We start from the raw sequence: 14,495 nt of genomic DNA, 5'->3' as shown, positions 1-14,495 counted from the left end.
GAAATACTACTGGGGTTTATATTCCTATAGATGAATGGCAATCTCTAACTTCATAGTATGAGGAATTGCAAAAGGCAGAATCAGACAACACCATGCAACTTGCTGATTGGCAAAAACAAGTAATTGATCAACGGCTTTTAGCTTATGAAAGCAATCCTGAGGATGTTTTTGATTTTGATGAAACGTTAGACGACATCGAGAGAGAGTTATAATTTACAAAATAGTCAACAGATTAGAAGTCAAATCAGATATCCTTTCCGCTGTTAGCTATTATAAAAAAATAGAATGGACTTCCCTTCCCAGTGCACCAAGAGCTAGAGACCATGTCAGTGCAGCTTTAGTTGGGGATAAATTGTATCTGGCAGGAGGCCGGACTTCCTATGCCAAAATTGGGAAGGTGCTCGAGTTGACAACTAATAAAATTGATTACTACGACTTCAAAACCAATACGTGGACGACTATCGAAACAGAAATCCCCACTCCAAGAGCCGGCAATTCAAATCTTGGCGTAGGGCCTTACTTAGTTATTCTCAATGGTGAAAGTCAAGCCCAAACACCTGCTCATGCGGAAGTGGAAGTTTTGGACACTCGGACTCACACTTGGATCAATTCCCAAATCTGACACAAGGCCGGCATGGAACGGGAGCGGCCTTTTTGGATGGAAAAATCTATGTCCATGCAGGTTCTGTCAATCGAGGCGGAGGCCCTGAGATCAATACGATGGAGATGATCGAGTGGAAGAAGTGATTTGGGATTTCGGACGTGCGATTTCGGATTTCGGATTGGGGATGTGAGATTTTTGGAAAATTCAAAATTCAATTGTTGATTGATTCTTTTGACCCTCTATTTTCTAGGTTTACTAAATTAGTCTATGTAAATTCTTAACCAATTTTTAATCTACACCAATGAAAGAGCAACTAAAATTGAGATGTAAGCTTTTTGCTTTGAGCGTGATAGAAATGACTGAAGGTCTACCTCGGAAGAACGCAACATTTCCGATTTGTAATCAAATAATCAGGTCTTCGACATCGATTGGGGCGAATTATAGAGCTGCACTTCGGGCTAGATCAAAGGCTGAATTTTTGTCAAAACTTGGAATCGTTGAGGAAGAGGCAGACGAAACGCTTTATTGGCTGGAATTAATTAAAGATTCTGGGTTGGGTGAAACTTCGGTTATAGATCCGATTTGGAAAGAATGCAATGAGCTACTTTCTATTTTTGTAGCAACTATTAAAACTTCAAAGGAAAATCAAAAAATCTTCCAGAAGCCCAATTAATAAATCAAATACTTAGGCAGGGACTTTAAAATGTGAAGACAACAATCCGAAATCCCATTTCCGAAATCCGAAATCTTAATTTTTCTAAATACCGATCAATTTTTCTCTTTCCCTGTCGCGCTTCCATTTGTGGATCGTCTTTTGTCTATACAACAATGAAAACTTATAAACTATGAAACGAATCCTGATTTTATTCCTGGCCGTTGCTATGGCTTCCCCGCTTTTTGCGCAGCAAATCCAACAAGTTCCACTGATCGAAGTAGAGGGCTATGCCGAGCGGAAAATCGCTCCGGACGAGGCCGTTTTTTCAATCAATCTGGAAGAAAAAGCCATGAAAGTGCCCGATGCTGTCAATGTGCTCAACAAAAAGACCCAAGGTCTCTCTGATGCTTTGAAAAAGGCAAGAATCAGAGATTATAAGTTAGTGGCTGATAATTATTCTGTGGATGTCAATCGCATCTATCAAAATGGAACGGCCAGTGACAATGGCTATGTCGCTCGTCAAAGCCTGAGAATTATCACATCTGTCACCAACGAAGACTTGCAAAAAATCGTGGTTGCAATCCAAGAGTCTGGAGACATGAGCTACAATCTTCACTTTGGAATCGCAGAAGTCACCCGAAAATCACTCGAAAACACGCTTCTCACTGAAGCCTTGAAAGATGCAGAAGCCCGTGCGATGTTGATCGGCAATACCCTGGCTATTCGGGGGCTACGGGTTTTCAGTGTGACGATGGAACCCAACTACCGTCCTCAACCGATGTATTTAAATGCCAAAGTGGCGATGGCCGAATCTGCAGATATGCTGATCGAAACTGACGATCAGACCCTTACCAAGAAGGTCTATGTGAAATACACCTATTAATTTTCCTGAGTTTGAGACTAAGTGGACTGAATTTTGGATTCGTCGCTTGGTAAAAACCACATTCCTAAAGCCCGGTTTTTTGCCGGGCTTTTCCCTTTTTCCGATAAGCTTCCCCATAAAAAATTGATCAACGGTTTTTAGCTTGTAGCGCTTTTTCAGCAACTTAGCATGCCTTATCATCCAACCCAAAATGAAATCTATTCTATCACTTCTTGCACTTAGCTTGGTTTGCCTGGCCTGCAGCCAAACTGACCCGATCGTCGGTCAAACTGAAATCACCAAATTTCGGGGAAATAAAAAAGGAGCCATTTCCGTCACTTACGATGATGGTATTGTCAATCAGTTTACCATTGCCAAGCCTATCATGGACAGCCTGGGACTTCCTGCTACTTTTTATATCATTACCGGAAAAGTAGAAGGGTCTGGAAAAGGGAAGTTCATAGGTAGGGATCCAAAGGAAATCATCGCTGAAACGGCCAAAATAAAAACAGATTCAACCAACTTTTTCGAAAGGGCATCTTTGATTGCTTTCACCGGCACGAGCGAAGCAGAAGACTATCATGCCCGCGCGGGTTCGCTTTTTGAGCAGGGGAAAGTACCCGAAGCGCATGCTTTGATCGATGAGGGGTATGAGAAAATCCGAAAAGGAACGATGAAGGATACAGATGACGTAGTTTTTCACAATAATGTAGAAGACACCACGACTTGGGAGCAGTACAAATCCTACTCAGCTCAAGGACATGAAATTGCGTCCCACACCGTGACCCATCCGCGATTGGCGGCTTTGGACGAAGTAAACATGCTGTATGAACTGGAGCAAAGCAAGGCAGACTTGCTTCAATTTATCGGTCCGGAATCAATCTTCAGCGCAGAAGGGCCCTACGGCACCGAAAATGAACGCGTGATGGAATATGCCCATAAAGTTTATCCTTCCCTCAGAAATCGGATGCCGGAAGAATGGTTGGAAGAAATCAATCGTGGAAGCCGAATGACTCCGGGAGAATCCACCAAAGAATACGTGCAGTGGCAGCGCGGACCGATCTCTCGCATCGATATCAATCAGATGAAAGCCTGGGTGGATACAGTCATGACCCATGATAATAACTGGCTGGTGCTGGTTTTTCATGGAATAGAAAACTTGGGTTGGGAGCCTAAAACAAGACCCGAACTGGTGGAGTATTTCTCCTACATGAAGGCTAATGAGCGAGACCTTTGGATCGCCACCTTCCGGGATGTAACCAAATATCTTCGCGAGCGAAAAGGAACAGCCATTAACTCAAAAGTTGAAAGTGATGCCATCATGATAGACTTGACAACAAATCTTGATCCGGAGACCTATTCTGTTCCACTCACTTTGAAAACCTACATTCCAGCCAACTGGACTTCTGTCCGATTCTCTCAAGGAGCGCAAACTAATACACTGGAAATCCTAAAGGATGAAAAAGGAAACTTTGTCGTGTATGATGCAAATCCAGGAAGCGAGAGAATTTCATTGAAAAAGAGTTCTTGATTAGACCCTGCAACGAAAAAGTCTTGAAAGATTATCAATCAAAAGGAGGGTGTCCTGGCAAATTTCCCAGTAAGTACTCCCTCCATTTTTTTTTCTAACTAGAGAACCCTAAAGATCAGTCTGTATCACCACACGAAAAGTGGTCCCTACTCCTACTTCACTTTCGACGTGGATTTCAGCTCCAAGACTATCTGCAAACTCTTTACATAGCATCAGTCCAATTCCAGTTCCGGATTCGCCTTCGGTTCCCTTTTCCGAAATGATTCGGTCGGTGAAGAGCTTCGATACCATTTCTGGGGGCATTCCACGGCCGCTGTCTTTTATTCGGATTTCATTTCTATTGGGGTAATCCACGGTTACTTTGCCACCTTCGGGGGTAAATTTGATGGCATTCATCAGGATGTTCCGCACAATGAATCCCAATCTTTCGCGATCTGTGGTGACCTCAAGACCGTTTGTCGAATCATGGCTGAAGTCAAGTTTTTTGTGAGTGATCTGAGAATTCAGCAATTCTACACTTTCATTGACCAAGTCCTCAAGGTTGAAAGTAGATTTTTGAACTTCTTCCACACCCATTTGCTCCCTTGACCAAATCAGCAGATTGTTGAGCATCAAAGAAAGGGAATGGGTATCCTTGGCTATCATGGGCATCACCTCTTGCAGCTCTTCCTCTGTCAGCATCTTTTTGTCCCAAAGTTGGATTATACTGTGAAGCGATGAAAAAGGCGCTCGAAGATCATGGGAGATCACTGAGAAAATCTTATCCCGAAACTGATTGGCTTTGGTCAGAGCTTGATTGATTTCATTTAAGTGATCTGCCTGAGTTTGGATTTTACGGTTTTGCTCTTGGGTCAGCGCGTGAGCTTTTTCGAGTTGAAGGTGAGCATCTTTAAGTTTTTCGTGATTTTTCTTTTGAAACCAAACCAAGAATCCCAAAACTATTAGTACCAGTGCTATGCCTACGAGAAGTTCATTTCGGCGCTGAAGTGACAAATCCAGAAGCTGTTGTTCCTGCATCAGGCGTTGATTTTCAAGCTCTTTTTTTTCAGTCTCGTATTCGATGAGAAGCTCCTCACGGATTTTTGCACGGTTGTCGTTGAATAGGGCTTCATCTGCTGTCTTTTTTATCACCAAATACTCATAAGCAGACTTAAAGTCATTTTGACCTTTGGCTGCTTCGATCAGAAAATCTGCTGATCTAGAAATGTAAAAATGTGAATTGGCATCTTTGGCTAGTTGATAGGATTTGAGCGCATACTCCCTCACTTTGGCATAATCTTTCCCTTGCAAAAAGTAGTTGGAAAGTTCATTCAGCACGTTGATTTTGTTTTCGATATCCTGATTGGCTTCTGCGATATTCAGAGCCCTCAACAGGTACCCACTTGCCTTACCCCTGTCATTTTTACTGAGACTCGATAGCTGAGTTAAGGTATTGACCAAACCCCGGTTATCTTTCAGCTCCTCCTTGATCTGAAGGGACTTTTGAAGGTATTCCAATGCCAAATTATAATCTTCCTGGCTTTGATTTGCCACCCATCGGTCACTGTAATAGTTGCCTAGATTGTTATAGATTAAGGATTGACCCCGGAGATTTTTAGTTGCCAAGCCGTAGACTAGAGCCTTCTCATACATCTCAGCTGCCTTCCCCATCTCACCATTCCGGTAGTAGACATTTCCGATATTGAGATTGGACTCCAGCATTCCTGTGGAATCTTTTAATGTTTCTCTTATTTTGAGGGCTTGAAGGTGAGTCTTCAACGCATCTTCATAATCGGATCGAATTAACAGCGCGACTCCCATGATGTTGAGCGCATTACCTTTAACCTTATCCAAACCGAGTTTCTCAGCGAGTTGAATTGCATTTTGGGCGAAATAAATGGCTGTATCCTGATCTATTCCATAAAAGTGCTTTCCAAGATCATAAAAAAGGACCGCTTTGACTGAATCATCTTCAGTTTTGGTAATCAAATTTTGGATGCTATCAGGGAATGAGGACAGGGATTGGAAGGCATTCCAAATAACCAAAAGAAGAATCAACATGGTGAAAAGCTAGAATTTGTGTGCTTAGTAGGTCAGCTTTAAATATGCGCCAATTGCTCAACTTTCCAAGGACAGTTCATCAAAAAACCAAAATTTTGAAGAATGTTGCCAATGAAAAACTTAATACATCAAAACACCAATGAAAAACAAAATCCCAATTGCTAAGCCCAGCACAAAAACTTCATAGGCTTTACGGATCAGTTTATATTTTCGGTTTAATACTTTTCCCTGATAATAAAGAGAAATGGACATGTGGTCCTGGATTGAATCTTTAGCTGCAAGCATTTTGCGTGTCTCTTCCAGGTAGTCATCCATGGTAAATCGGGAGCTTTCACCAAAAAACATAAGGCTTGATTTTGGCGGATTCTGCCCATTTTTTGCTTTGCCGATGATTGAAGGCTTAGCAGCCTGCACGGCCAACATGGTCGAAGTCAGGATGACAGCCAAGAATAACACGATGGGCACAATGGTAAAAGGAGAGTTAATCTCTATCAACTGTGACATCGAACCGTACCCGAGGATTGCTATGGTAGAGGAAATCACCAAGGCATTGATGCTGATTATTATATTTGCCTTATTATCAGCGATTTGAAGGAGGTTACAGTTGTTTTTGAAGGTGACACGATAAAAAGTCTGTCTTTCACGTTCTGTTTTATCCTTTTCCTTTTTCTTCTCCAAAATTGGCTCTTCCATGGCTTGGGGGTATTTGGACTGAAATTAAGGAATATTTTAAAGTGAGAGTTATGATTTTGGTAGATTTTCTACATCTAAATCTTGTACTACTTGGTTCACAGCGGTCAAATTAGAGAGCGAAATGGATTTCATCTGTTTATAATTTGTTTTTCAGTGGTCAGATGGAATCTCGCATGGTTTATAATCATCCCCCTGTGTGACGATCTTCGTCATGCTCGATTTCATCTGTTTATAACTTGATTTTTATTGGTCAGATAGCCTGTCCCGATTTTTCTTCGGGAGAATCTCGCATGCATTATAATCATCCCCCTGTGTGAGAACCCTTTCTCATGGGCATTTTATATTTTTTTTAGGTTAAAATAACGTTAGGGACGGAGGCAGAAAATCTCTAAGTTGTACTCACAAATGCCCCTAAAAACGAAAGGCAAGCCCTAAGACTGCCTTTCACTTTTTTTCTACCTACCGCGGGTAAACTTTCTGATTTTATACTTCTGACTTGACTTTCTATCAACTTGATACTTTTTATTCATTCCTAATACTCTTCACCGGATTGGACCAGGCGGCTTTGAGGGTTTGGGAGGTAACCGTAGCAGCCGCTATAATTCCTGCGATCAGACCAGCCCACAGGAAAGTAGTCCAGCTGATACCCGTCTTATATGCAAAATCTTCGAGCCAACTACTCATTCCAAACCAGGAAACCGGAATGGCGATCAGGAATCCGATAGCGACAAGTTTGAGAAAGTCTTTACCCAGCAAAACCAAAATATTGACTGTCTCTGCGCCCAGTACTTTTCGGATTCCAATTTCCCGAGTTCGTTGCTCGGTAGCAAAAGTAACCAAGCCCAACAAACCAAGAATAGAAATCAAAATGGCCAAAACCGAAAAGAAGGTGAAAATGGTTTTTACTTTGGCTTCCGCTTCATACTGACGGTTGAACCCTTCGTCCACGAAAAGAGGTTCAAAGGGATAATCCGGCCTCAACTGAGCCCATTCTCCTTCCAAATACGCTAGGACTTCCTCCCGTTGTGCCGCATCGATTTTGATACTGACTTGATTGTTCCTGTTTTGGGAAATCATAAAGACAATAGGCACAATCGGCTGATGAAGGCTTTCGAAGTGAAAATCCTGCATGACTCCGGTTACAAAGCCTCTTCTGTCTCCATAAAGAAATTGTTTTCCGATCGCTTCCTCTGGACTTGACCAACCAATGGCCCGAATGGCTTCCTCATTGAGAATGAAAGCTTCCGTGGAATCACTGGCGCGCTGGAAGTCGAAATTCCTACCAGCTTTCAAAGGTATACCGTAAGTATCGAGAAAGTTATGCGCCACGTGGATATCCGCAATCCTGACATTGAGTTGGGTTAATTCTCCATTGACCTCGGCAGTAGTCCCCTGCGAATCCAATAGCCGGCCTGAGGGAACCCGGCTGGACAAACTCACCTCCTGAATACCCGGGTGGTTTTCAAGACGGTCTTTGAGAATGAGGTAATTCTCGTTGATTCGTGCACTTGTAGGGAGTACAACAATATCCTCCTTTTGGAATCCCAGGTCTTTGCTCTGCATGTAGTTCAACTGCCGCACTACCACCAAAACTGCGACGATTAGAATCACCGAAATCGCAAATTGTCCGATGACCAGGAGCGAGCGGAAATTCTCATGTCCTTTACCGGCTTTGAAGGCTCCCTTAAGCACTTTAGCAGGTTCAAAACCAGAGAGGAACAAAGCAGGATAACTGCCGGAAATCAATCCAACAAAAGCAATCAGACCGACTACGCCTAGGAGATACTCCGGATTATCTATGAAATTCAAACTGAGAGATTTGTCCGTAAAATCTGAAAAAGTCGGTAAAAACAGGTAAACCAAAATGATGGCTAATACCATGGAAAACAGGGTCATCACAAAAGATTCACCCATAAACTGGCGGATCAAAATCCCTTTGTCTGCTCCCATTACTTTGCGAAGCCCCACTTCCATAGATCGCAGAGAAGATCTGGCAGTAGATAAATTCATGAAATTGATACAAGCGATCAGCAGAATAAAAAGGGCAACTGCCAAATAGACAATTACATAATCCATGTTGCCATTCGGTTCGATTTCGGAGGCCAAATTGGAATACAGATGCACATCAGTAATCGGCCAGAGTTTGAGCGCCGTGCCTTTGGACATCGGAATTCCGGCTTGGTTTTCACCCAGGTGGCGGTCAATCATCGCCGGAAGTTTGCCTTCGAAAGCCTTCCCGTCCACTCCTTCGGCAAGTTTTACAAAAGTGGAAAAATTGTTTGATCCAAAGTTGGACATGAAGGCTTCCTGCCCTCCGTAAAACTGAACTACAGGAATCATGGAAGCGAGAAAATCCACATGGAAATGGGAATTTTCGGGCATATCCTTCATCACGCCACGCACCTGAAAGGTAAACTCCTGCCCTGCCAGTTCGGCTTGTAATTCCTTGCCCAAGGCAGATTCATCTCCAAAGTACCGCTTAGCCGTACTCTCAGTCACGATAATCCCATCCGCTTCATTTAGCGCACTTTGCCCTTCTCCTTCGATTATTTTCCAGGAGAAAAGATCAAAAGACTCAGGGTCTGCGAAGAAAAATCGCTCCTCTTCCATGGCATTGCCATTGGATTTGATCAGTGCATTAAAATTGAAAAGCCGGGCAGAAACTTCTACTTCCTCTGGAAAATCCGATTGAATCAATGGACCAAAAGGAGGTGCCAAATGTCCCAAATGCAGGCTTTCGGCTCCGTCCTGATTGAACCAGGCACGGGAAACACGATAGATACGATCCGCTTCGGGATGGTACTTGTCGTAACTCAACTCGAATTGGACATACAACAGAATCACAATGCTTACAGCCATGCCGATGGCCAACCCAATCAGATTGATCAGTACATACATCGGATGCTTTTTAGCATTTCTAAAGACGATTTTGAAATAGTTTTTAAACATTTTCTAAAATTGAAAGATTAAAAGATTGGAAGATTGAAAGATTCTCTCGACTTGACTTTCGTTTCTGCCAAATACCTCAAGTCTTGCTACTAAATTCTAGATACTTGATACTCATACTTACTGCTTGATCACCTTCGAAGACCCGGAAACCCCAATACTTTGCTTTTCTGGATTTCCGCGGTAGTAGACATTTCCCGAGCCTGATGCTCCTACGGTGAGCGATTCAGTGACACCGATGGAAGTACTTCCGGAACCGGATTTGCCAATTTTGACAGTCGCAGCTGTAAAATTTATTCCCTCAAAGTCGCCGGAACCGGACTGTCCAATGTTGGCTTCCTCAGCCTGACCGCCTTCGATTTTCACCTTACCCGAACCGCTCATGCCCACGCTTAGTTTTTGGACATTGATATTTTTGGCCGAAATGCTTCCGGATCCGGATAGTCCGATGCCAAAAGAATCTGCTCCAAAATCTGACTTGATCACCATATCGCCTGATCCTCCGTTTCCTACAGATTCCAATTCCCGAACGGTGATAAATACCTTCAAATCAACGTTTCTGTAGTTTCCTTTTTCAAGTTTGATTTCAAGTTTTCCTTTTTCGATAGCTGTGATCACTTTACTGAGGTCAAAACTGGACGACTCCAATCTGATCTCATCTTTGGAACCTTTGGTGATTTCAACATCCCAACTCCCGTGGCTTTCTATTTTAGTAAATGATCCCGGAGTTCGGGTTTCGGTACCTTGTGGAAAAGCCACAGAGACAGTCAATAGCATTGCAAAAACTGAAGAGATGATTTTTGATGTTTTCATAGTTAATAATTGGTTTTTAGGATTTCAATTCTCGCCTAGTCGGTACAATCTGGCCATGGCCTGATTTGCATCTTTAGGTTGAGATTTTTTTTATTGAGATTGGTTAGTTTTCTGTTTTGATTAAGTGCCAGAGATTGTGCCAAGGAGAAAACCCCTTATACTTTGTCCTGAGCTCCATTTTGAAATATAAATTGTCCGATTGCATTAATTTTTGACCGTCTGCGAACGAGGAAAGTGATCAGTAGGTAGTCTTACAATAAACAGTGGGCAGTTCTCAGTTTACAGCCAATCTGCCTATTGATCACTGAAAACTGCCTACTGTACTTTATTCATTCTTAAGATAATCCACCGGATTATTAGCGGCAGTTTTAAAACTTTGATAGCTCACCGTCAACCAGGAGATGGTAATCGAAATCAGCCCAGACAGCAGAATCAAGACCAAATCGACTTCGACTCGGCAGGCAAAATTTGCCAGCCAAAAATTGGTCATAAAGAAATAAGCCAAAGGCCCTGCAATGACAAAGGCAATCACAAACTCAAAAAGCCTCTCAGATAACTCCAAGAGGCTTTTTTAAAAAACAGCACGCTGTTCGACTGTTTTCTTTTTTGATCGAAAGCAAACAGGATTTTATTGAATAATACTCAGTCAGTTTTGATCGCATTTAAGGGATTAGCCCTTGCAGCCTTGATGGACTGAGTCGTCACCGTCAGCAAAGCGATCCCAAGTATCACAATTGCTGCCAAAGGAATAAACCACCACTCAAAATCGATCCGATAGGCGTAGCCCTCAAGCCAGTCGCTCATAAACCAGTACCCCAAACCAGAACCTATCACAATGGAAATAGACACGATGGCTATAAACTCCCGGTTGATCACATTCAGAATGGAAAATGTGGATGCCCCGAGCACTTTCCGGATTCCGATTTCCTTGGTCTTTTGCTCGGCCACATGGGCTGAAAGTCCAAGAAGTCCCAGACATGAAATCAAAATCGTCAAAATGCTGAAGTACTGCGCCAAATCCCTCAGGCGGACATCATCCTGATACATTCGGGCATAGGTCTCATCCATAAACCGGTAGGAAAAAGGAAACTCCGGATTGAGTTCTTCAACCACAGATTGGATGAAGCTCAGGGTGGATTCCATTTCCCCTGGTTTCACCCGGATAAAAGAATTGAAACCAAAGCTTGGATTTAAAAGCATGAAAGCAGGTTCCATGGATTGGTGAAAACTTTGAAAGTGAAAATCCTCCACCACTCCGGAGATTTGTCGGGTTTCTTCTCCAATGGAAATCGTCCTCAGTTCGGGGTTATTTTGTGTGATTATTTCAAAAGCACGGCGATTGACAATCACTGAAAGCGTCGAGTCAGCTCCTTTTTCCCTTGAAAAATCCGTTCCCTCGATCAACTTCATGCCCATGGTCTCCACAAAATCATAATCGACCATAAACCGCTCAAAAAGTGTATTGAAGGCCGGATCTTTCCCCTCCCAATTTACATCACCGGTGTTGCTGCTTCTTCCGGTCAGATTGTGGGTAGTTCGCGTAACAGATTCAATGCTCGGGTTGGATTCAAGCCTAGTTTTTAAGATGTCATACTTTTGAAAAAGATCCCCATCCAGTTCAACCGAAACCAATTGGTTCTTTTCATAACCCAAGTCCTGATTGAGTGCATAGTTGATTTGACGGAAGATCACTACCGTGGATAAAATCAGTCCTGTGGCAAGAATAAACTGGAAAAGCACCAGGCCTTTTCTGGCCAAAACAACGTTTTTACTGCCTTTTACATGGTTTTTGAAAACCGAGACGACCTTTGTAGCCGAAAGGTAAAATGCAGGATAGCTTCCAGCCACCAAGCCGGTAAAAGCTAAAACCCCGACCAACTGAACCCAGAAAGTCAATTCTGAATAGGGAATCTCCAGCATTTTTCCGGTCAGGTTATTGAAAATCGGAAGAGTCACCTGAACCAAAATTAAAGCCAGGAGGCCTGAAAAAAGGGTAACCAAAAGCGATTCACTGAGAAACTGATACACCAAGGAGGCCTTGTCTGCGCCGGATACTTTACGCACCCCGACCTCTTTTGCCCGCTTTTGAGATTTGGCAGTGGACAAATTCATGAAATTGATGCAGGCAATGATCAGGATGAAAAACCCGATCATGGCAAATAGCTTCACCGTTTTGATTCTCCCTTCCTGAAGCTTGCCATCTTTCCAGGATCCGTGGAGGTACAATTCACTTTGAGGAAAAACAAACAACTCCACATTACTACCCTCATTTTCAACTTGTTTTTGCTTTAGAATAAAGTCTTTGATTGAAGCAGAAAATTTATCGGCATCCGTACCCGCTTGCAATTTGAGGATAGTACTTGGTCCGTTATTTCCCCAAAAGCCAAGCCATTGGTTGTACGGCTTATCAAACATGACTTTGTAAGGCAAAATGTACTCAAACCGATTTGGGACATTATTTTTCAAATCCGCCAAAACACCCTGAACAACATAGAGCTCCCTTCCGTCATTGGAAACCATTTCGACTGATTCGCCGATGACGTCGGTTTTTCCGAAAAGCTTGATTGCAGCATCCTCGGTCAAAACAATATGAGACTTATCTGTCAGTGCTTTTTCTCGGTTGCCATGGACAAAAGGATACTGCAAGATCTGCAGGTAATCAGCCCCGGCATAAAATCCGGTGAGTTTGACCCGCTTATCTCCGCTGACAAACAGGTGCACCTCGTCCCAAGAGTAAGTCGCTGCTTTTTCTACTTCCGCGAGATTTTCTTTCATCGCTTCGGCAAGAATTCCCGGAGTGGATGTGGTGGTAAAGATCTCCGAACCGTAGGTCTGATGCTCCATGACCCGATAGGCCTGCTCGATCTCAGGCAGTCCTTTTCCGACTTCGAATTCACTTTTGATCCAGAGTCCTATCTGAATAGCAGCCCACAATCCGAGCGATAGTCCGACGGTATTGATCAGAAAAGTGAGCTTGTGCTTGGTGAAGCCACGCAGGGCGATTTTGATGTAGTTGGATAGCATGGAGGTAGGGAGGTTAGGAGGTTGGGAGGTAAGGAAGTTTGGAGGTTTGATAGTTTGATAGTTTGATAGTTTGAAAGAATTTTGATGATCTAAACCAATTCAATAAATTGATTTTCAAATCTTTAAACCAAGTAAATCCCTCCTTTTATGGAAAATTTTAAATTCGAAAAACTCAGAATTTGGCATTCAGCTATGGATTTTGGAGAGTTGATTTTTGACACCTCAGCCAGATTTCCGACTGATGAAAAATACAATTTGACTTCTCAAATACGGCGAGCTGCGGACTCGATAGCCTTAAATATTGCAGAAGGTTCCACTGGCCAATCCCACAAAGAATTCCGGAAATTCATTGGGTATTCCTTGAGATCATTGGCCGAAGTGGTCACTTGCCTGCACAAGGCAAAAAGGAGGAAATACTTGAATGAGGAGGAATTCTCCTCATTTTACAGCCAAGCTTTTACCCTGATGAATAGTATCGGTGCATTCAGAGCAACTTTGGTAGTCAAGAGAGCTTCAAAACCTAAAGAACCCAAGACTTAACCCTTGCTCAATTGGCCTGACAACCCACCAAACATCCTAACCTCCCTGCTTCCTTACTTCCCTGCTCACACATGAAACTGCTCCCTGATATTCTCAGTCACCACTTTTCCATCAAATAGATTGATGATTCGGTGTGCGTAGTTGGCGTCATGCGGAGAGTGCGTTACCATCACAATGGTGGTTCCTTCGTTGTTGAGTTCTTCTAAAAGACGCATTACTTCTTCTCCATTGGTTGAGTCCAAGTTACCGGTAGGTTCATCGGCGAGAATCACGGATGGCTTGGCGACAATCGCTCTGGCAATAGCCACGCGCTGCTGCTGACCACCGGATAGCTGCTGAGGAAAGTGATTTCTTCGGTGCATGATATTCATGCGAGTGAGGACTTCTTCTACTTTTTTCTTACGCTCCTCAGAAGGAAACTTCAGATAAAGCAAGGGCAACTCCACATTTTCGAAGACAGTCAACTCATCAATCAAGTTGAAGGACTGGAAGACGAAACCAATGTTACCTTTTCTCAAAGCAGAACGCTGACGCTCAGAAAATTTGGCCACCTCATTATCCAAAAAGTAATATTCTCCACCATCAGGGTTATCCAATAGACCAATGATGTTCAACAAGGTGGACTTACCACATCCTGAAGGGCCCATGATGGCTACGAATTCGCCTTTTTTGATTTCAATTTGGATGCCATCCAGCGCGGTGGTTTCCACTTCCTCGGTAGCATAGAGCTTGCGAAGGTTGACGGTTTTGATTACGTTTTGCATAGTGTTGTTTGATGACCGATGAC

14 protein-coding genes are annotated in these 14,495 nt (G+C 43.1%); 7 read left to right on the top strand and 7 right to left on the bottom strand.

The genetic code is table 11. The annotated features are described in order from the left end of the window. Positions 1 to 65 precede the first annotated feature (65 nt). From C4S61_RS21760 to C4S61_RS01035, 6 genes are all read left to right on the top strand, one after another. On the top strand, positions 66 to 212 hold the full coding sequence (locus C4S61_RS21760) for an addiction module protein (protein ID WP_160111188.1): 147 nt from the start codon (positions 66 to 68) through the stop codon (positions 210 to 212). Beyond that, entirely contained in the window at positions 209 to 622 is a 414-nt protein-coding gene (locus tag C4S61_RS22015; RefSeq protein WP_456151141.1) for a Kelch repeat-containing protein, read from the top strand. The genes C4S61_RS21760 and C4S61_RS22015 overlap by 4 nt, the downstream gene beginning before the upstream one ends. After that, the gene (locus tag C4S61_RS22010; RefSeq protein ID WP_200820518.1) at positions 601 to 747 is read left to right on the top strand and encodes a hypothetical protein; all 147 of its coding nucleotides are present in this window, start codon (positions 601 to 603) and stop codon (positions 745 to 747) included. Before C4S61_RS22015 ends, C4S61_RS22010 begins: the two co-directional genes overlap by 22 nt. 158 nt (positions 748 to 905) lie before the next feature. Further along, positions 906 to 1,277, top strand: coding sequence for a four helix bundle protein (locus tag C4S61_RS01045; protein WP_103922942.1), 372 nt, complete (start codon positions 906 to 908; stop codon positions 1,275 to 1,277). A gap of 172 nt (positions 1,278 to 1,449) precedes the next feature. Beyond that, positions 1,450 to 2,142: an SIMPL domain-containing protein gene (locus C4S61_RS01040; RefSeq protein ID WP_103922941.1), complete on the top strand. Its 693-nt coding sequence runs from the start codon at positions 1,450 to 1,452 to the stop codon at positions 2,140 to 2,142. 190 nt (positions 2,143 to 2,332) lie between these two features. Continuing rightward, entirely contained in the window at positions 2,333 to 3,652 is a 1,320-nt protein-coding gene (locus tag C4S61_RS01035) for a polysaccharide deacetylase family protein (RefSeq protein ID WP_103922940.1), read from the top strand. Between the two features lie 108 nt (positions 3,653 to 3,760). On the opposite strand, the gene C4S61_RS01030 is transcribed toward C4S61_RS01035, so the two are convergent. From C4S61_RS01030 to C4S61_RS01005, 6 genes are all read right to left on the bottom strand, one after another. Further along, positions 3,761 to 5,692, bottom strand: a complete 1,932-nt coding sequence (locus tag C4S61_RS01030; protein WP_103922939.1) for a tetratricopeptide repeat-containing sensor histidine kinase — start codon at positions 5,690 to 5,692, stop codon at positions 3,761 to 3,763. Positions 5,693 to 5,812: 120 nt separating this feature from the next. After that, the gene (locus C4S61_RS01025; RefSeq protein WP_103922938.1) at positions 5,813 to 6,385 is read right to left on the bottom strand and encodes a Pycsar system effector family protein; all 573 of its coding nucleotides are present in this window, start codon (positions 6,383 to 6,385) and stop codon (positions 5,813 to 5,815) included. Between the two features lie 522 nt (positions 6,386 to 6,907). Continuing rightward, positions 6,908 to 9,334 (bottom strand): ABC transporter permease, encoded by a 2,427-nt coding sequence (locus C4S61_RS01020; RefSeq protein ID WP_103922937.1) that lies wholly within the window; start codon positions 9,332 to 9,334, stop codon positions 6,908 to 6,910. A gap of 117 nt (positions 9,335 to 9,451) precedes the next feature. Then, positions 9,452 to 10,144, bottom strand: coding sequence for a head GIN domain-containing protein (locus tag C4S61_RS01015; RefSeq protein WP_103922936.1), 693 nt, complete (start codon positions 10,142 to 10,144; stop codon positions 9,452 to 9,454). A gap of 325 nt (positions 10,145 to 10,469) precedes the next feature. After that, on the bottom strand, positions 10,470 to 10,706 hold the full coding sequence (locus tag C4S61_RS01010) for a hypothetical protein (RefSeq protein WP_103922935.1): 237 nt from the start codon (positions 10,704 to 10,706) through the stop codon (positions 10,470 to 10,472). Between the two features lie 80 nt (positions 10,707 to 10,786). Next, positions 10,787 to 13,168, bottom strand: a complete 2,382-nt coding sequence (locus C4S61_RS01005; protein WP_103922934.1) for an ABC transporter permease — start codon at positions 13,166 to 13,168, stop codon at positions 10,787 to 10,789. 147 nt (positions 13,169 to 13,315) lie between these two features. Between C4S61_RS01005 and C4S61_RS01000 the strand changes: the two genes are divergently transcribed. Beyond that, positions 13,316 to 13,708 carry a four helix bundle protein gene (locus C4S61_RS01000; RefSeq protein ID WP_103922933.1) on the top strand — a complete coding sequence of 131 codons (393 nt, stop codon included), beginning with the start codon at positions 13,316 to 13,318 and terminating at the stop codon, positions 13,706 to 13,708. Positions 13,709 to 13,773: 65 nt separating this feature from the next. On the opposite strand, the gene C4S61_RS00995 is transcribed toward C4S61_RS01000, so the two are convergent. Beyond that, entirely contained in the window at positions 13,774 to 14,472 is a 699-nt protein-coding gene (locus tag C4S61_RS00995) for an ABC transporter ATP-binding protein (protein WP_103922932.1), read from the bottom strand. Between the last annotated feature and the right edge of the window lie 23 nt (positions 14,473 to 14,495).

Source organism: Algoriphagus boritolerans DSM 17298 = JCM 18970 (assembly GCF_900108085.1).
In the GTDB taxonomy this organism is placed as follows: Bacteria; Bacteroidota; Bacteroidia; order Cytophagales; family Cyclobacteriaceae; genus Algoriphagus; species Algoriphagus boritolerans.
The sequence above is the reverse complement of the archived record's forward strand: the minus strand, read 5'-3'. Positions and strand labels throughout refer to the sequence as shown.